Source organism: Salmonella sp. NW38 (genome assembly GCF_051807745.1).
Taxonomy (GTDB): Bacteria; Pseudomonadota; Gammaproteobacteria; order Enterobacterales; family Enterobacteriaceae; genus Salmonella; species Salmonella enterica.
Window position 1 is genome coordinate 165,756 of record NZ_JAMMTO010000008.1, and the last position, 16,393, is coordinate 182,148.

The window sequence follows — 16,393 nt, forward strand, 5'->3', positions numbered from 1 at the left end:
ATAACGCCTCTCTGCGATGAGCAAAACTTTTTGCCGGGTGGCGGCGCAAACGCCACGCTACGTCACGTAAAGCGCTCAACGCGGCTCAAGACAGTTATCTTCTTTCCAGCCGTACAGCCATTCGATACCGCGATAAAACGCCTCCTGCGATTTCCCTTTCCACAACAGATTACGCACCTGACGCTCCACCCCGGCGGCGTGATAGAGACGCCCCATCTCGCGGGTAGACCAGACGATACGCGCCGTGCGGGGAATACGCACCGACTCATACAGCGCAAATGCCTGCTGCGCGTCGCCGTCGCAGCGTTCCAGCGCTTTGCCCAGCGTGACGGCGTCTTCCAGCGCCATACAGGCGCCCTGGGCCATATATTGCGCCACCGGATGCGCGGCGTCGCCCACCAGAGTGATACGCTCGGTTCCCCATTTCGCGACCGGCTCGCGATCGGCGGTCGACCAGCGGCGCCAGGAGGTCGGCTTATCCAACATCTGACGCGGGCGGGGATGAATACCGGCAAAATAAGAGAGCACCTCTTCTTTACTGCCGTCTTTCACGCCCCACTCTTCTTGCTGGCGGCTGTGGAATGTCACCACCAGATTGTACTGTTGGCCTCCACGGAGCGGATAATGGACTAGGTGACAATGCGGGCCTGCCCACAGCACCGGTGCGTTAATACGTAAATCGTCCGGCATATCGTCGCAATCAATCACCGCCCGATAAACTACATGCCCCGTTACGCGCGGCGCATCGCCGAGTAAACTTTGCCGCACGACCGATTTAACGCCGTCGCAGCCCACGAGAATATCCGCCGTCCAGCTATTTCCCTGCTCATCAAACACCGTAACGTCATCCGGCGTCTGGCGGATATCGACAATATGGGTCGAGGTACGATACTCCACGCCAGGGTGCGTCAGCGCCGCTTCCCATACCGTTGCATGAATATCTACCCGGTGAATTACCGCATACGGCCCGCCAAAATGGTCGCGGAACGCCTGTCCGGTTTCAATGCATACCACTTCTTCGGCATTCACGGCATCCATCATGGTAATGTGATCGGTAAACACCGCACGCTGGCGGGCAACATCGCCCACCCCGAGACTATCCAGCGCCGAAAAAGCGTTCGGCCCAAGCTGAATACCCGCGCCAATCTCGCCAATTTCGTGCGCTTTTTCCAGCAGCATGACTTTTATTCCCTGGCGCGCCAGCGACAGCGCGGTCGCCGCGCCGCCGATTCCGCCACCTACAATAATTGCGCTTGTCACGTGAGTCATGGTCATTCTCCTTTTCAGGCCGGGATTTTATCCTGTTGATTTTCCGGCGCGGCGGCAATAAACGCCGGTAGCTGTACGCAGGCGTCATAAACGGCTTTACAGCGCGGATAGCCTGATAAATCGCAGCCCATCCTGAGCGCATTCGCCCACTGAGGAATCAGGCAGCAGTCCGCAAGTCCTGGCGCGTCGCCCACGCAGAATCGTCCGGACTGACTTTTACGCAATAGCTGCTCTACCGCGCTTAACCCTTGCTGTATCCAGTGGGCGTACCAGCGTTTTTTATCCTCTTCGCTAACCTTCAGCTCATCGGTCAGGTAGCGCAACACGCGCATGTTATTGATTGGGTGTATATCGCAGGCGATAGCGTAAACAATTTCCAGCGCCTGGCTGCGCGCCGGGTCGCTCGTCGGCAGCAGCGGCGTTTGCGGAAAATGTCGGTCCAGCCAGTCGACGATGGCCAGCGATTGCCCCAACGATTCGCCGTCATCAGTGACCAGCGTCGGCACCAGGCCTACCGGATTCATCCGTCGGTAGGCCAGCGCATTCTGCTGGCCGATACGAATATTGACGCCCACCGTCTGGTAATCAATCCCCTTTAACGCCAGCGCAATACGTACACGATAAGACGCCGAACTATTAAAGAAACTGTACAGCTTCATCGTTCACCTCAGACAATTTTCACAGCAATCGGCGTCAGACCTTCTACGTTCCCGGTGATGACATCCCCTTTCACCACGGCGCCCACCCCCTCTGGCGTACCGGTGAAAATCAAATCGCCTGGCTGCAATTCAAAGAAGCCGGACAAATAGCTGATGGTTTCATTTACCGACCAAATCAGATGACGAATATCGCTGCGCTGATGGTCTTCGCCGTTAACCTGTAGCCAAATAGGGGCGTTATCCACATTATGCGTTTCAGCGGCTTTGTGTAATGGCGCAATGGGCGCGGAGAGATCGAACGCTTTGCCGATTTCCCACGGGCGTCCCATCTGACGCATTTCCATCTGACGATCGCGACGCGTCATGTCCAGACCGGTGGCGTATCCCCAGACATATTCATGGGCTTTTTCCAGCGGGATATCGCTCCCCTTTTTACCAATCGCCACCACCAGCTCAATTTCATAATGGTAGTTATCGGTCTGCGCCGGATACGGCAGTTCCAGGGTATCCCCCGCCGCTACCGGGACGACAGCGTCCGCTGGTTTACAAAAGAAGAACGGCGGTTCGCGATCAGGATCAAAGCCCATTTCACGGGCATGGGCGGCATAGTTGCGACCCACGCAGTAAACGCGACGTACCGGAAACTGCTCATCACTGCCCGCCACTGGTACTGTTACCGGGGCCTGCGGCTGGAATACATATTTGGTCATGTTCTCTCTCCCTAATTAATAACGTGCTTCGCGGAACAGCCCCAGGGCTTCCTGAACCGGCTTGTCCGAAAAGCTGAATAACACCGTGTCTTCACTGCTGCGAAACGACACCTCATGCCAGGTCGGCGCCACAAAAATGTCTTTTGCGGAAAAATGAAAAGTTTCGTTGCCGATAGTGACCTGCCCTGCCCCTTCAACGACGTGGTAGATAGTGCTGTCGGTGCTCCGCGCCACACGCGAGGCAAAGTCTTTTGGCAGCAATTGCAGGAACGCGCCCATTGACGGCATCGGATAACCGCCGGTGACGGGATTAACGTAACGCAGCTTGTAACCTTCCCACTCATCCGGATCGCCCATACGGGTCAGATCGTGCAGCGCCTCGCGGCTGCGGTCGTAACGATAGTTGAAAATCGGCGACGAGTTCCCGCGCTGGTGGCGCAGCGGCAGCATATTCGCTGCATAGCGCGGCAGATAATCGCCCTCTTTTCGCGTCACCGGCTGCTGATCTTCGGGATAGTCTTCCGCAAACCCACAGCCCAGGAGGTTGACTAACGGCAGATCCAGACCATCCAGCCATACCACCGGCTCTGACCCCGGATTACCATGATCGTGCCAGCGCCACTGCGGCGTCAGGATAAAATCGCCGGTATGCATTGGCGTGCGCTCGCCGTCCACCGCGGTAAATGCGCCTTTACCTTCGACGATAAAACGCAGCGCCGACTGGTTATGGCGATGACTCGGCGCGACTTCGCCGGGCAGGATCAGCTGTAAACCAGCATATAAGGTCGCCGTGATCGACGACTGACCGCGCAATGCCGGATTTTCCAGCACCAGCACCCGGCGGATCGCCTCTTTCGCGCCAATGACATTGCCGCTTTCCATCAGTAGCGGACGAATTTCCTGATAATTCCAGTAGGCCGGCGCGCAGTTGGCGTTTGGCGTCTGCGGTACCAAGTGATGTAACGATTCCCACAGCGGCGTCAGATTCTGCCCGGAAATATGCTGGTAATACTGCTGACGGCTATCTTTTACGTTCTGATTTATTTCAGACATGGAGATTCTCCTTATTCGTTTACGACGCTGGCACGCGGCAGGTCGTCAGGTACAGAAATCGAAAGGCGGACAACCACCGTCAGCAGGGTAAGCATTACCGCGCTGATAGCCGCCGGAATAGCAATGACAAAAAACAACGTATCGAAAGAGAAATTGAGGGCCATCATCATGCCGCCGGAGAGCGAACCGACAATCGCCCCGCAGCGTCCAATGGCGTTCGACCAGCTCACGCCCGTCGCCCGGCTTTGGGTGGGGTACAGCGTCGCCGTCAGAGCATTCAGCCCTACCTGGGAACCGCTAATACCGATGCCAGTACCAAAAATCGCCAGCGCCATCAGCCAAAGGCCGTTTTCGCTCAGGCCTATCATGACAATGCAAACCGCGCCCAGCGCATAGCTCACCGCCAGTACCCGGAACGGGTTAAGCCGGTCCATCAACACGCCGAGTAACAGCGCGCCAAGCGTGCCGCCAACCTGGAATGCGGCAGTCACCCACGACGCCTGTTGCAGATCAATACCGCGATGGTTAAGTAACGTCGGCATCCAGCTGGAAAGCAGATAGATAATGAGCAGGCTCATAAAGAACACCACCCATAACATCAGGGTAATGACAAGCTGTCGCCCGGCAAAAAGCTGGCGAATACTGCCTTTGGCGACGGCTGCCGTCTCATGCAGAAAGAAGTGCGTATCGTGATAGCGTTCGCCGGTAATGGCGCTGACCGTCTGGGCGACAACGGCTTGCGGTAGTTGGCGACGTACCTGCCAGCGGGGAGATTCCGGCAGCGCGAACAGCAGGCCGAAAAACAGCATCAAAGGCAAGATGCCGCCTAGCGCCAGAATTCCGTGCCAGCCAATCAGCGGCACCAGTTGCGCGCTCACAATCCCACCCATCGCCGACCCCAGGGTAAAACCGCAGAACATCAGCGTGACCAGCGCTCCGCGTCGACGAGCGGGAAGGTATTCCGACGTCATGGTGATGGTATTCGGCATCGCTCCACCCAGTCCCAGACCGGTTAAGAAGCGCAGCAACACCAGGGTTTCTATATCCGGCGAGAAAGCGGAAAGCAGGCTCAATGCGCCGAATAGCGCCACGCAAAGCTCAATGACCCGCTTGCGGCCAAAGCGATCCGCCAGCGGCCCGCATAGCAGCGCGCCGGCTGTAAGCCCCAGCAGCCCTGCGCCAAACAGCGGCGCAAGTTCGCTGGCGCTTAGCTGCCAGTGAGTACGAATATCCGGGGCGATGAAGCCAATCGCGGCGGTGTCGAAACCGTCGAGCATAACCACCAGAAAACAGCAGATGATAACGCGCCACTGCATTTTGCCGACGGGCGCGGCATCAATAAGGGCTTGTAGATCACGTCGTTGAGTCATAGCTAATGCCTCAGTGCAGGGAGATAGATGTTGTTTTTATGTTTGCTATGTTACGAGTTTGTAGAGTGAGCGATAAAATGTACAATGGCTTTTCAGGCAGAGACATAACCTGGAGGTTATAGCGAATGGCGAACTGGGCGCAGAAATTGAAATTACATCACCTGCAAACGCTGGTTGCGCTGGGCGAACAGGGCAACCTGACGCACGTCGCCCGGATGATGAATATCTCCCAGCCGGCGCTATCGAAGTGGTTATCTCAACTCGAAGATGAGATAGGCATCACGCTTTTTGAGCGCCACAGTAAAGGGCTACGGCCCTCGGAAGGCGGTAAATTACTGCTCCAGCACGCCCAGCGCCTAATTAACGATCTGGAGCGTTCACAGTATGAAATCGCCCGTTTCAAGCAGGGCGGCCTGGTTGGCAGCCTGAAGATCGGCTGTTCGCCCGTGGCGACTGACTGCGTATCACAGGCGACTCTGAGCCTGCTTAACGAAATGCCGACGCTGCATCTGAATATTGAAGAGAAGGTAATGACGCCGCTGCTGCACGATTTGCTTGCCGGTCAGGTGGATGTGGTGGTAGGGCGTGTCGGCGGCCGCGCCCTGCAACTGCCGCTTAATTATCAGGTACTTTATACCGAACCGGTCTGCTTTGTGGCGCGTCCGCACCATCCGCTGGCCGCGCGAGCGCAGATCTCCTGGAGCGATCTGGCGCACTGGCGGTGGATAGTCTGGCCAACCGGCACCCCTATTCGCATCAGTATTGATAACGCCCTCGTCGATAACGGCGTCATGCTCCCGGAAAACACCATTGAATCGGCGTCAATGAACGTCAGCACCAATTTGCTGCAAAGCAGCGATATGATCTCTATTCTTTCTTTACGGCTGGCGCAACGCTATGCCAGCCAGGGGCAACTGGCGATTTTAAACTTGCCAAAAATTGAGCAAAAAGGCAGCGTAGGGATGTTCTGGCGTAAGAATGAGACGCCGTCTTTGGCCCTGAGTCGCTTTTTGTATTTTTTAGCCCAGGTTTAACGCCGCCGACCAAGGGCATTGCCCGATGTTCCTGCTGTCTATACCCACTATGCTAAGAATTCATGATGTGATCGGTAGCACGTTTTAACGTTTAATTGTATGATGAATCCATCTCATCAAGGGCTTTAAACATGAGTAAGTCACTGAATATTATCTGGCAATATATACGCGCTTTTGTATTGATTTATGCCTGTTTGTACGCAGGCATTTTTCTTGCATCACTGCTTCCTATCACTATTCCCGGCAGCATTATCGGGATGTTAATTCTGTTTGTGTTGCTGGCGCTGCAAATTCTGCCGGCAAAGTGGGTTAACCCCGGCTGTTATGTGCTGATTCGTTATATGGCGTTGCTGTTTGTGCCGATTGGCGTTGGGGTCATGCAATATTTTGACTTACTGCGCGCGCAATTCGGCCCGGTGGTGGTCTCTTGCGCTATCAGTACGCTGGTCGTTTTTGTGGTCGTAAGCTGGAGTTCACATCTGATACACGGTGAGCGTAAAGTGGTTGGGCAGAAGGGAACGAAAAAATGATGACATATATCTGGTGGTCGTTACCGCTGACGCTGGCGGTATTTTTCGCCGCCCGCAGACTGGCGGCGCATTTTAAAATGCCGTTGCTGAATCCGCTGCTGGTGGCAATGGTAGTCATTATTCCTTTTCTGTTGCTGACCGGTATTCCCTACGAGCACTACTTCAAAGGCAGCGAAGTACTTAACGATCTGCTGCAACCGGCGGTGGTGGCGCTGGCCTATCCCCTTTATGAACAGTTGCACCAGATTCGCGCGCGTTGGAAATCCATTATTAGCATCTGTTTTGTCGGCAGTCTGGTAGCGATGATTACCGGGACATCCGTTGCCTTGCTGATGGGCGCAACGCCTGAAATCGCGGCATCGGTACTGCCTAAATCCGTGACTACGCCTATCGCGATGGCGGTGGGCGGCAGCATCGGCGGCATCCCTGCGATCAGCGCGGTATGCGTAATTTTTGTCGGTATTCTGGGCGCGGTGTTTGGCCACACGCTGTTAAACGCGATGCACATCCGTACTAAGGCCGCACGCGGGCTGGCAATGGGGACCGCCTCACATGCGCTCGGTACTGCGCGCTGCGCCGAGCTGGATTACCAGGAAGGCGCGTTTAGCTCCCTGGCGCTGGTGATCTGCGGCATTATTACCTCGCTGGTAGCGCCCTTTTTGTTTCCGCTCATTCTGGCGGTAATGCGCTAACGACGGGACAAAAGACCGGGTTAAAATTTGCGATACGTCGCGCATTTTTCATTTAAGTTTCACAAGTTGCATAAGCAATGAGATTTAGATCACATATTAAGACATAGCAGGCCCGTAAACTACGGTTCCATTACATTGTTATGAGGCAACGCCATGCATCCACGTTTTCAAACTGCTTTTGCCCAGCTTGCGGATAATTTGCAATCAGCGCTGGCCCCTATCCTGGCGGACCACCATTTTCCCGCCATGCTGACCGCAGAGCAGGTCTCGACGCTTAAAAATACGGCGGGACTGGACGAAGACGCGCTGGCTTTCGCACTGTTACCTCTGGCGGCGGCCTGCGCCCGTACCGATTTGTCCCATTTTAACGTCGGCGCGATTGCGCGCGGCGTTAGCGGCAACTGGTATTTCGGCGCGAATATGGAGTTCCTGGGCGCCACCATGCAACAAACTGTGCATGCTGAACAAAGCGCGATTAGCCACGCCTGGCTACGCGGCGAAAAAGGGCTCGCCGCCGTCACCGTTAACTACACGCCTTGCGGCCACTGTCGCCAGTTTATGAACGAGCTGAACAGCGGTCTGGATCTGCGCATTCATCTGCCGGGCCGCGCGCCGCATACGTTACGCGATTATCTGCCTGACGCTTTCGGGCCAAAAGATCTGGAGATCAAAACGCTGCTGATGGACGAGCAGGATCATGGCTTTACGTTAACGGGCGATACGCTAACGCAAGCGGCGATTACGGCAGCCAATAAGAGCCATATGCCTTATAGCCACTCACCGAGCGGCGTGGCGCTGGAATGTAAAGATGGCCGTATTTTCACCGGCAGCTATGCGGAAAACGCCGCCTTTAACCCTACGCTTCCCCCACTGCAAGGCGCGCTAAACCTGCTGAGTCTCAATGGCTATGACTATGCGGATATTCAGCGCGCGATTCTGGCGGAAAAAGGCGATGCGGCATTAATTCAATGGGATGCCACCGCCGCAACGCTGAAAGCGTTAGGTTGCCATAATATTGACCGCGTGCTTCTCGGCTAAGCAAATGTGCCGGATAGCGACGCACTGGCGTCTTATCCGGCCTGACTCTCCTCTCCCGCGACCCGATACAAGGGAAATCATGCTGAAAATCTCCGCAATCAGACGGCGGTTTCTTGCGCTACGTCTTCGGGTACAGTAGCCTGATCGTACTTTCATCCTGGTATCGAGTTTCCTGCATGTTAAAGCGCGTGTTTTACAGCCTGTTGGTCCTGGTAGGCTTGCTGCTGTTGACGGTGCTTGGCCTCGATCGGTGGATGAGCTGGAAAACAGCGCCCTATATCTATGACGAGCTACAGGATCTCCCCTACCGCCAGGTTGGCGTCGTGTTAGGGACGGCCAAATACTATCGCAAGGGTGTCATTAATCAGTACTATCGTTACCGTATTCAGGGCGCGTTAAACGCTTACAATAGCGGTAAAGTCAATTACCTGCTGCTCAGCGGCGACAATGCCCTGCAAAGCTATAACGAACCGATGACCATGCGCAAAGACCTTATCGCGGCGGGCGTCGATCCTGCGGACATTGTGCTTGATTACGCTGGCTTCCGTACGCTTGACTCCATTGTGCGTACCCGCAAAGTGTTTGATACCAACGACTTTATTATCATCACTCAGCGCTTCCACTGCGAACGCGCCTTGTTTATTGCGTTGCATATGGGCATTCAGGCGCAGTGTTACGCGGTACCTTCACCCAAAAATATGCTGACAGTGCGCCTGCGCGAATTTGGCGCCCGCTTTAGTGCGCTGGCGGATCTCTATATTTTTAAACGCGAACCGCGTTTTTTAGGCCCGCTGGTACCTATTCCCACGCAGCATCAGGTGCCGAATGACGCCCAGGGGTATCCGGCCGTTACGCCGGAACAATTGCTTGAACTGGAAAAGAAAAAAGGGAAATGATCATGGATGTACAGACGATATTTGTCATATTAGCCTTTCTGCTACTCCCGCTTTTTTGCTTCCGTGAGGCCTGGAAAGGCTGGCGAACCGGCGCGGTAGATAAAGTTGTCAAAAATGCGCGAAAACCGGTTTATGTTTATCGCCATGCCGATCCCGTACAATATTGGTCTTATCTTTTTCTTTATACCGGTTGCGGTTTTTTATTTACTGGAATGATTATTTATCTTCTTTTTTATCGTTAATCTATTTATTACTCCTTTAAAATTGAGAATAGTTATTATTATGATATAAGGAACAAATGCTGTTTTGCATTCTGGTTTCATTTTTTTGTGAATTCTTTCACAGAATACCCTTCTTTCAATGCTTAGGCTGGCGGTAGATTTTGGATCATTAAAACGCGTTATTTACGTTTCGCCTTAATTTATTCAAGCATTAAGGAAGATTATATGCCGCAACAAAATTATCTGGATGAACTCACGCCTGGTTTTACGCCATTACTGGCAATAAAAGAGGCTTCCCGTTGTTTATTATGTCACGATGCGCCCTGTAGTCAGGCTTGCCCGGCGCAAACCGATCCGGGGAAATTTATTCGTTCTATTTACTTTCGCAATTTTAAAGGCGCAGCGGAAACTATCCGGGAAAATAATGCGCTTGGCGCCGTCTGCGCCAGAGTCTGTCCGACGGAAAAATTATGCCAGCGCGGATGTACACGTTCCGGAATAGATAAACCTATTGATATTGCACGCCTGCAACGTTTTATTACCGATTTTGAACAGCAGACTGCCATGCAGATTTATCAGCCCGGGAGTAAAACACGCGGGAAAGTCGCGATTATTGGCGCGGGTCCGGCAGGTTTGCAGGCAAGCGTGACGCTCACGCATTTAGGCTATGACGTCACCATTTACGAAAAACAGCCGCAGCCCGGCGGATGGCTGCGTCACGGCATCCCGGCATTTCGTCTGCCGCAAAGCGTACTCGATCAGGAAATTGCCCGCATTGTAGAAATGGGCGTCAATATTAAATGTAATTGTGAGGTGGGCGGGTCGCTATCGCTTGCGCAACTCAAAGCCGAATATCGCGCCGTGCTGATGACCGTCGGGATGTCCTGTGGCTCTGATTTACCGTTATTTGAGCAAGCCAGCCACGTAGAGATTGCCGTTGATTTTTTACAGCGCGCCCGTCAGGCCGACGGCGATATTAGCGTTCCGCGTAGCGCATTAATTATTGGCGGCGGCGACGTAGCGATGGATGTCGCCAGTACGTTAAAAATTCTCGGCTGCCCTTCCGTCACCTGCGTGGCGCGGGAAGAATTAGCCGAATTCCCCGCCAGCGAAAAAGAATTTACCAGCACGCAGGCATTAGGCGTATCGATTATTGATGGCTTTACGCCTGTCGCCGTCAGCGGAAATAAAGTGACCTTCCACCATGTACGCCATTCAGGAGAACTGACGCTGGAAGCAGAAAATATTATTTTGGCCGTGGGGCAGCACGCGCGACTGGATGCCTTTGCGGAGATAAAAGCGCAGCATAATATTATCGACACGCACAATTATCAAACCGACGACCCGGCGATCTTTGCCGCTGGCGATATTGTTAAAGGCGATAAGACCGTCGTTTATGCGGTAAAAACCGGAAAAGAAGCCGCTCAGGCTATTCATCATTATTTAGAGGAGGCCTGCTCATGTTAACAAAAGATTTGTCTGTTACCTTTTGCGGCGTTAAGTTTCCCAATCCGTTTTGCCTTTCTTCTTCTCCGGTAGGCAATTGTTATGAGATGTGCGCCAAAGCCTATGATACCGGCTGGGGCGGGATCGTTTTTAAAACCATTGGTTTTTTTATTGCCAACGAAGTCTCTCCACGTTTTGATCACCTGACGAAAGAAGATACCGGTTTTATTGGTTTCAAAAACATGGAGCAAATTGCTGAGCATCCGCTGGAAGAGAATCTGGACGCCATTCGACGGCTAAAACAGGATTATCCGGATAAGGTGCTGATTGCTTCCATCATGGGGGAAAATGAGCAGCAGTGGCAGGAACTGGCGCGTCTGGTTGAAGAAGCCGGCGCGGATATGATTGAGTGTAACTTCTCTTGCCCGCAGATGACCTCGCACGCCATGGGAAGCGATGTAGGGCAAAGCCCGGAGCTGGTTGAAAAATACTGCCGCGCCGTAAAACGCGGTTCATCTTTGCCAATGCTGGCGAAAATGACGCCGAATATTGGCGATATGTGCGAAGTCGCGCTGGCCGCCAAACGCGGCGGAGCCGACGGTATCGCCACCATCAACACCGTGAAATCCATTACTAACATCGACCTGAACCGCAAAATCGGGATGCCGGTGGTTAACGGTAAATCCAGTATCTCCGGTTATTCAGGAAAAGCGGTGAAACCCATTGCGCTGCGTTTTATCCAGCAGTTGCGAATGCACCCTGAACTGCGCGATTTCCCGATTAGCGGTATCGGCGGCATTGAAACCTGGGAAGACGCTGCCGAATTTCTGCTGCTGGGCGCGGCGACCCTACAGGTGACGACAGGCATTATGCAATACGGTTACCGCATTGTAGAAGATATGGCGAGCGGCCTCAGCCACTATCTGGCTGATCAGGGATTTGCCTCATTACAGGAGATGATCGGACTGGCGAATGGCAATATTATCCCGGCGGAAGACCTGGATCGCAGCTATATCGTCTATCCGCGGATTAATCAGGAGAAATGCGTCGGCTGCGGACGTTGCTATATCTCCTGCTATGACGGCGGTCATCAGGCGATGGAGTGGGATGAACACAGCCGCACGCCGCATTGCAATACGGAAAAATGCGTCGGTTGTCTGCTGTGCGGTCATGTCTGCCCGGTCGCCTGTATTGATTTAGGCGAGGTCAAATTTAAAAAAGGCGAAAAAGAACACGCGTTAACGCTGTAGCTCACGGTATGAAGCCCGGCGCGCAGTTTCGCTGCGCCGGGTTATCTGATAAGCAAAGCAATAGGTCTGGATAACTACTTCTTACGCGCGTATTTCAGCGAGTCCAGCGCCACGGCGAAAATGATAATTCCGCCTTTGATAATGTACTGCCAGTACGGGTTTACCCCGATATAGGTCAGGCCGTAGTTGATGACGGTAAAGATAATGACGCCGGTCACCACGCCGAAGACCGTACCCACTCCTCCGCTAAACGATACGCCCCCGACAACGCACGCGGCAATCGCATCCAGTTCATACATAAAGCCGAGGTTGTTGGTGGCAGAACCAATACGCCCAGCTTCCAGTAAGCCGCCGAAGGCATAAAACACGCCGGAGAGCGCATAAATCATCAGCAGGTTCAGCGCCACGTTTACTCCAGAAACTTTTGCCGCTTCCGGGTTGCCGCCAATAGCAAAAATGTTTTTACCAAAACGGGTCTTATTCCACAGCACCCAGACAAACGCTACCGCAATCAGGGCGTAAAAAGTGATGTAGGAGAGCCGGAAACTGCCCATCGCCACAAAGCCCTGCGCAAAGGTGGAAAAGCCGCTGTCAAAGCCGGAAATGGGCGAAGCGCCAACAAAGTCATAGTAAAGGGAGTTGATCCCATAAACGATAATCATCGTGCCAAGCGTGGTAATAAACGGTGTCACGTTCAGGTAAGCAATAATGATGCCGTTCACCAGGCCAATCACCGCGCCAATCGCGCAGACAATCAGGATAACCAGCGCAATCGGCATGGTCGCCATTTCCGGAAACACTTTATTGGCGTTTTCCATTGATTGCAGTAATGTGGCCGCCACGACCGCCGCCAGCCCTACCTGACGCCCCGCCGACAGGTCTGTCCCCTGGGTGACGATGAGTCCCGCCACGCCCAGCGCGATAATAATACGTACCGAAGATTGCGTCAGAATATTACTTAAATTCAGCAAACTTAAAAAAGTCGGGTCCTGGAAAATAATAATCGCCAGCAACACTAAAAGAACGACGTAAATTCCGCCTTCTTTCAGCCAGGTCAAAAAGCTTTTCTTGTTTAACGCACTCATAAGGAGCCCCTGATCTTAAAGGTGCAAAGAAGCAAGACGCAAAATTTCGTTTTGCGTTGTTGTTTTAGTATCGACAATGCCGGAAACGAGACCGTTACTCATCACCAGGATACGATCGGTAATCCCTAACAGCTCCGGCATTTCAGAAGAGATAATGATGATCCCCTTGCCTTTTTTCGCCAGTTCCGCAATAAGCTGATAAATTTCAAACTTTGCGCCGACATCAATGCCGCGGGTCGGTTCGTCCAGCATTAATATTTCCGGCTGCGTTAATAGCCAACGACCAATGATCACCTTTTGCTGATTGCCGCCGGAAAGCGAACCAATTTGCGTGCGATGCCCCGGCGTTTTTACCCGCATGGAATCAATGACCCATTGGGTGTCGCTTTTCATCCGGGAATTATCCAGTAACCCCACTTTATTTTTATAATTACGGATATTCGAAATTAATGAGTTAAATCCGATATCCAGATAGGCGTAAATTCCGGTGGAACGACGCTCCTCCGTCACCAGCGCAAAACCGTGGTTAATCGCTTCGTTCGCAGTGTGATTATTAATTTTCTTGCCATGTAAAGTGATTGTCCCGGACGACTTCTCACGAATGCCAAACAGCGTTTCGACGATATCGGTACGCTTTGCCCCAACCAGACCGGCAATGCCCAGAATTTCGCCCTTGTGCAAATCAAAGGAGACATCGCGAATGGAAGGCTGGCGCAGCGAGGTCAGGTGACGGACCTCCAGAATCACGTCGCCCGGCTTATTTTCTTTATCCGGAAAGCGCTGGTTCAGGGAACGCCCGACCATCATCGCAATGATCTTATCCATATCCAGCCCTTCCAGCGGCTGGGTGGCAATCCACTGACCGTCGCGCAAGATAGTAATTTCATCGCACAATTGAAAAATTTCTTCCATTTTATGCGAGATATAAACAATGCCGCAGCCGCGTTCTTTCAGCTTGCGAATAATGGTGAACAGATGATTAACCTCTTTCTCAGTTAACGATGAGGTCGGTTCATCCATAATAACGATCTTAGCGTTATAGGAAAACGCCTTCGCAATTTCGATCATCTGCATTTGCGAAACGGATAACGTTCCTACGCGCGCACGTGGGTCAATATCGATATCCAGTTCATCAAATATCGCTTTGGTATCCTGGTACATTTTATCCTGGTCGACAAACATACCTTTGGTGGGATAACGTCCCAGCCACATGTTATCCATGACCGAACGTTGTAATACCAGGTTTAACTCCTGGTGTACCATCGAAATCCCATTCTCCAGCGCTTCTTTCGCCGAATGGAAGTCCACTTCTTTCCCCTGAAATACAATGCTGCCGGAATCTTTTTGATAAATACCGAAAAGACATTTTAATAATGTTGATTTGCCTGCGCCGTTTTCGCCCATTAATGCATGAATAGAGTGCGGACGAACGTTTAAGTTGACATTATCAAGCGCTTTCACGCCGGGAAATGATTTGTTAATGCCACGCATTTCCAACAAATATTCACCCGACGACGGAGAGATCGTGCTGCCCATAATGATACCCTGTCGGCCTTTTTAATTATGACTATCCGCGCCGGATGGCAAAAGAAATACGTTATCCGGTCCGCGGCGCGTCACCCTTCCACGGTTTCAGGGCGCAACAAAATTGCGCCCACAGACGGAAAAGTTATTTTTGGGTAAATTCGCTCAGATTGTCTTTGTCCACGCCGACATAAGGCACGCGCACGATTTTATTCTCAATCTTCCAGTTGGTGCCGTCAGCCGCGCCCTTGCCTTCGGCGAGGTTTTTCGCCAGATCGAATGTCGCTTTCGCCTGATTGTTGGCGTCATTCAGTACCGTACCGGCCATCGCGCCCGATTTCACCAGCGCCAAAGCTTCCGGTAACGCATCGACGCCAAAGACCGGAATCGACGATTTATTATGCGCTTTCAGCGCCTCTACCGCGCCCATCGCCATCGCATCGTTATTCGCGATAACCACTTCAATCTTGTTAGCGTTCGGGCCAGACAGCCAGGCATCCATCTTATCTTTTGCCTGCGCGGTATCCCACATGGCGGTGTCTAACGCCAGTTGCTCGGTCTGAATACCTTTAGCATTTAACTCTTTCACCACATACGTCGTACGGGCTTCCGCATCCGGGTGCCCCGGCTCGCCTTTCAGCAGAACATACTGAATTTTACCGTCTTTATTCAGATCCCAACCCTGATTCGCCTGCCAGTGTTTGGCAATCAAGTCGCCCTGAATCACACCGGATTCTTTAGAGTCAGTCCCGACATAATACGCCTTGTCATAGCTGTCCAGCGCTTTGCGGGAAGGCTCTTTGTTAAAGAACACCACCGGCACATTTTGCCCGCGCGCTTTCTCAATCACCGTACCGGCGGCTGCCGGGTCGACCAGGTTAATCGCCAGAGCTTTAACCCCTTTCGCCAATAAAACGTCAATTTGATCATTCTGTTTGGACTGATCGTTTTGCGAGTCATTCATCAGTAGCTGAACATCCGGCGCGGATTTGCCATCTTTTTCAATAGCCTTACGCACCACGGACATAAAGTTATCGTCATATTTATAAATCGTCACGCCAATACGAGTATCAGCCGCGTGCGCGTGCGCGCCGAATAACAGACTTGCCATCACGGCAGAAAGGGTCAGTACCTTCTTATTCATGGTAGCTCCGGTTTTATTATGTAGGGTATAGCGTAAAAAAATGCCCGGCTGTTCAGCACGTTAACGCGTGTTACTGAACGCCGAAGCGTATTTAGAGCCTATCCCACCAGGCGTTATTGGCGCAGCCAGTTTGGACACGGACAGCGCGCAAAAACCGGAGCGTACACGTAGTACGTGAGGTTTGACTCGCTACGCTCGCCCTTCGGGCCGCCGCTAGCGGCGTTCAAAACGCTAACGCGTTTTGGCGAGCACTGCCCAGGTCCAAAATGGCAAGTAAAATAGCCCTAATGGGATAGGCTCTTATTCAACTCTTTATTTTTGTCCGGTAGTCGCGGGATATTGTGATAACGGTTTTTATAAGCGAAATACCCCAGCAAAACTGACAACTAACTGTTACACATTAGTTACAGTGCGACAAACGTTGTCATCATAGCTATCACAATGTTAATAAACTGTGAATTTACTCACAGAT

General features: G+C 52.6%; 16 protein-coding genes. 8 read left to right on the top strand and 8 right to left on the bottom strand.

Features of this window, described 5'->3' with window-relative positions; all coding sequences use genetic code 11:
- Positions 1-75 precede the first annotated feature (75 nt).
- The 5 genes from NA624_RS15385 to mhbT are packed head-to-tail and all read right to left on the bottom strand — an operon-like array spanning position 76 to position 5,061.
- Positions 76-1,269, bottom strand: coding sequence for a 3-hydroxybenzoate 6-monooxygenase (locus tag NA624_RS15385; RefSeq protein ID WP_000150099.1), 1,194 nt, complete (start codon positions 1,267-1,269; stop codon positions 76-78).
- A gap of 14 nt (positions 1,270-1,283) precedes the next feature.
- The gene (gene maiA / locus NA624_RS15390) at positions 1,284-1,928 is read right to left on the bottom strand and encodes a maleylacetoacetate isomerase (RefSeq protein ID WP_000781183.1); all 645 of its coding nucleotides are present in this window, start codon (positions 1,926-1,928) and stop codon (positions 1,284-1,286) included.
- A gap of 8 nt (positions 1,929-1,936) precedes the next feature.
- Entirely contained in the window at positions 1,937-2,638 is a 702-nt protein-coding gene (locus NA624_RS15395) for a fumarylacetoacetate hydrolase family protein (protein WP_000170621.1), read from the bottom strand.
- 15 nt (positions 2,639-2,653) lie between these two features.
- On the bottom strand, positions 2,654-3,691 hold the full coding sequence (gene gtdA / locus NA624_RS15400) for a gentisate 1,2-dioxygenase (protein WP_001289851.1): 1,038 nt from the start codon (positions 3,689-3,691) through the stop codon (positions 2,654-2,656).
- 11 nt (positions 3,692-3,702) lie between these two features.
- Complete coding sequence (gene mhbT, locus NA624_RS15405) at positions 3,703-5,061, bottom strand: 3-hydroxybenzoate transporter MhbT (RefSeq protein ID WP_000194216.1); 1,359 nt, start codon at positions 5,059-5,061, stop codon at positions 3,703-3,705.
- A gap of 125 nt (positions 5,062-5,186) precedes the next feature.
- Between mhbT and NA624_RS15410 the strand changes: the two genes are divergently transcribed.
- The 8 genes from NA624_RS15410 (at position 5,187) to preA (ending at position 12,168) form a co-directional block, all read left to right on the top strand.
- The gene (locus NA624_RS15410) at positions 5,187-6,095 is read left to right on the top strand and encodes a LysR substrate-binding domain-containing protein (RefSeq protein WP_000024665.1); all 909 of its coding nucleotides are present in this window, start codon (positions 5,187-5,189) and stop codon (positions 6,093-6,095) included.
- A 131-nt stretch (positions 6,096-6,226) separates the two neighbouring features.
- Complete coding sequence (locus tag NA624_RS15415) at positions 6,227-6,625, top strand: CidA/LrgA family protein (RefSeq protein ID WP_000045719.1); 399 nt, start codon at positions 6,227-6,229, stop codon at positions 6,623-6,625.
- Positions 6,622-7,317: a CidB/LrgB family autolysis modulator gene (locus tag NA624_RS15420; protein ID WP_000989296.1), complete on the top strand. Its 696-nt coding sequence runs from the start codon at positions 6,622-6,624 to the stop codon at positions 7,315-7,317. The genes NA624_RS15415 and NA624_RS15420 overlap by 4 nt, the downstream gene beginning before the upstream one ends.
- 153 nt (positions 7,318-7,470) lie before the next feature.
- Positions 7,471-8,355, top strand: a complete 885-nt coding sequence (gene cdd / locus NA624_RS15425; RefSeq protein ID WP_000553526.1) for a cytidine deaminase — start codon at positions 7,471-7,473, stop codon at positions 8,353-8,355.
- Positions 8,356-8,531: 176 nt separating this feature from the next.
- Complete coding sequence (gene sanA, locus NA624_RS15430) at positions 8,532-9,251, top strand: outer membrane permeability protein SanA (protein WP_000920081.1); 720 nt, start codon at positions 8,532-8,534, stop codon at positions 9,249-9,251.
- On the top strand, positions 9,248-9,493 hold the full coding sequence (locus tag NA624_RS15435) for a DUF2542 family protein (RefSeq protein ID WP_000605187.1): 246 nt from the start codon (positions 9,248-9,250) through the stop codon (positions 9,491-9,493). Before sanA ends, NA624_RS15435 begins: the two co-directional genes overlap by 4 nt.
- A gap of 204 nt (positions 9,494-9,697) precedes the next feature.
- The gene (locus NA624_RS15440; protein ID WP_001136403.1) at positions 9,698-10,939 is read left to right on the top strand and encodes an NAD(P)-dependent oxidoreductase; all 1,242 of its coding nucleotides are present in this window, start codon (positions 9,698-9,700) and stop codon (positions 10,937-10,939) included.
- Positions 10,933-12,168 (top strand): NAD-dependent dihydropyrimidine dehydrogenase subunit PreA, encoded by a 1,236-nt coding sequence (gene preA, locus NA624_RS15445; RefSeq protein ID WP_000956103.1) that lies wholly within the window; start codon positions 10,933-10,935, stop codon positions 12,166-12,168. The genes NA624_RS15440 and preA overlap by 7 nt, the downstream gene beginning before the upstream one ends.
- Before the next feature lie 74 nt (positions 12,169-12,242).
- On the opposite strand, the gene mglC is transcribed toward preA, so the two are convergent.
- The 3 genes from mglC to mglB all read right to left on the bottom strand — a co-directional run bounded on the left by mglC (position 12,243) and on the right by mglB (position 15,921).
- Entirely contained in the window at positions 12,243-13,253 is a 1,011-nt protein-coding gene (gene mglC, locus NA624_RS15450) for a galactose/methyl galactoside ABC transporter permease MglC (RefSeq protein WP_001275101.1), read from the bottom strand.
- A gap of 15 nt (positions 13,254-13,268) precedes the next feature.
- Positions 13,269-14,789 carry a galactose/methyl galactoside ABC transporter ATP-binding protein MglA gene (gene mglA, locus NA624_RS15455; RefSeq protein WP_000535913.1) on the bottom strand — a complete coding sequence of 507 codons (1,521 nt, stop codon included), beginning with the start codon at positions 14,787-14,789 and terminating at the stop codon, positions 13,269-13,271.
- A gap of 133 nt (positions 14,790-14,922) precedes the next feature.
- Complete coding sequence (mglB, locus tag NA624_RS15460; RefSeq protein WP_001036937.1) at positions 14,923-15,921, bottom strand: galactose/glucose ABC transporter substrate-binding protein MglB; 999 nt, start codon at positions 15,919-15,921, stop codon at positions 14,923-14,925.
- Positions 15,922-16,393 lie beyond the last annotated feature (472 nt).

What these genes read in the sequence shown, in the direction of transcription:
- NA624_RS15385 (WP_000150099.1), bottom strand. Translation starts at nt 1,269, where the DNA reads ATGACTCACGTGACAAGCGCAATTATTGTAGGTGGCGGAATCGGCGGC.
- maiA (WP_000781183.1), bottom strand. Translation starts at nt 1,928, where the DNA reads ATGAAGCTGTACAGTTTCTTTAATAGTTCGGCGTCTTATCGTGTACGT.
- NA624_RS15395 (WP_000170621.1), bottom strand. Translation starts at nt 2,638, where the DNA reads ATGACCAAATATGTATTCCAGCCGCAGGCCCCGGTAACAGTACCAGTG.
- gtdA (WP_001289851.1), bottom strand. Translation starts at nt 3,691, where the DNA reads ATGTCTGAAATAAATCAGAACGTAAAAGATAGCCGTCAGCAGTATTAC.
- mhbT (WP_000194216.1), bottom strand. Translation starts at nt 5,061, where the DNA reads ATGACTCAACGACGTGATCTACAAGCCCTTATTGATGCCGCGCCCGTC.
- NA624_RS15410 (WP_000024665.1), top strand. Translation starts at nt 5,187, where the DNA reads ATGGCGAACTGGGCGCAGAAATTGAAATTACATCACCTGCAAACGCTG.
- NA624_RS15415 (WP_000045719.1), top strand. Translation starts at nt 6,227, where the DNA reads ATGAGTAAGTCACTGAATATTATCTGGCAATATATACGCGCTTTTGTA.
- NA624_RS15420 (WP_000989296.1), top strand. Translation starts at nt 6,622, where the DNA reads ATGATGACATATATCTGGTGGTCGTTACCGCTGACGCTGGCGGTATTT.
- cdd (WP_000553526.1), top strand. Translation starts at nt 7,471, where the DNA reads ATGCATCCACGTTTTCAAACTGCTTTTGCCCAGCTTGCGGATAATTTG.
- sanA (WP_000920081.1), top strand. Translation starts at nt 8,532, where the DNA reads ATGTTAAAGCGCGTGTTTTACAGCCTGTTGGTCCTGGTAGGCTTGCTG.
- NA624_RS15435 (WP_000605187.1), top strand. Translation starts at nt 9,248, where the DNA reads ATGATCATGGATGTACAGACGATATTTGTCATATTAGCCTTTCTGCTA.
- NA624_RS15440 (WP_001136403.1), top strand. Translation starts at nt 9,698, where the DNA reads ATGCCGCAACAAAATTATCTGGATGAACTCACGCCTGGTTTTACGCCA.
- preA (WP_000956103.1), top strand. Translation starts at nt 10,933, where the DNA reads ATGTTAACAAAAGATTTGTCTGTTACCTTTTGCGGCGTTAAGTTTCCC.
- mglC (WP_001275101.1), bottom strand. Translation starts at nt 13,253, where the DNA reads ATGAGTGCGTTAAACAAGAAAAGCTTTTTGACCTGGCTGAAAGAAGGC.
- mglA (WP_000535913.1), bottom strand. Translation starts at nt 14,789, where the DNA reads ATGGGCAGCACGATCTCTCCGTCGTCGGGTGAATATTTGTTGGAAATG.
- mglB (WP_001036937.1), bottom strand. Translation starts at nt 15,921, where the DNA reads ATGAATAAGAAGGTACTGACCCTTTCTGCCGTGATGGCAAGTCTGTTA.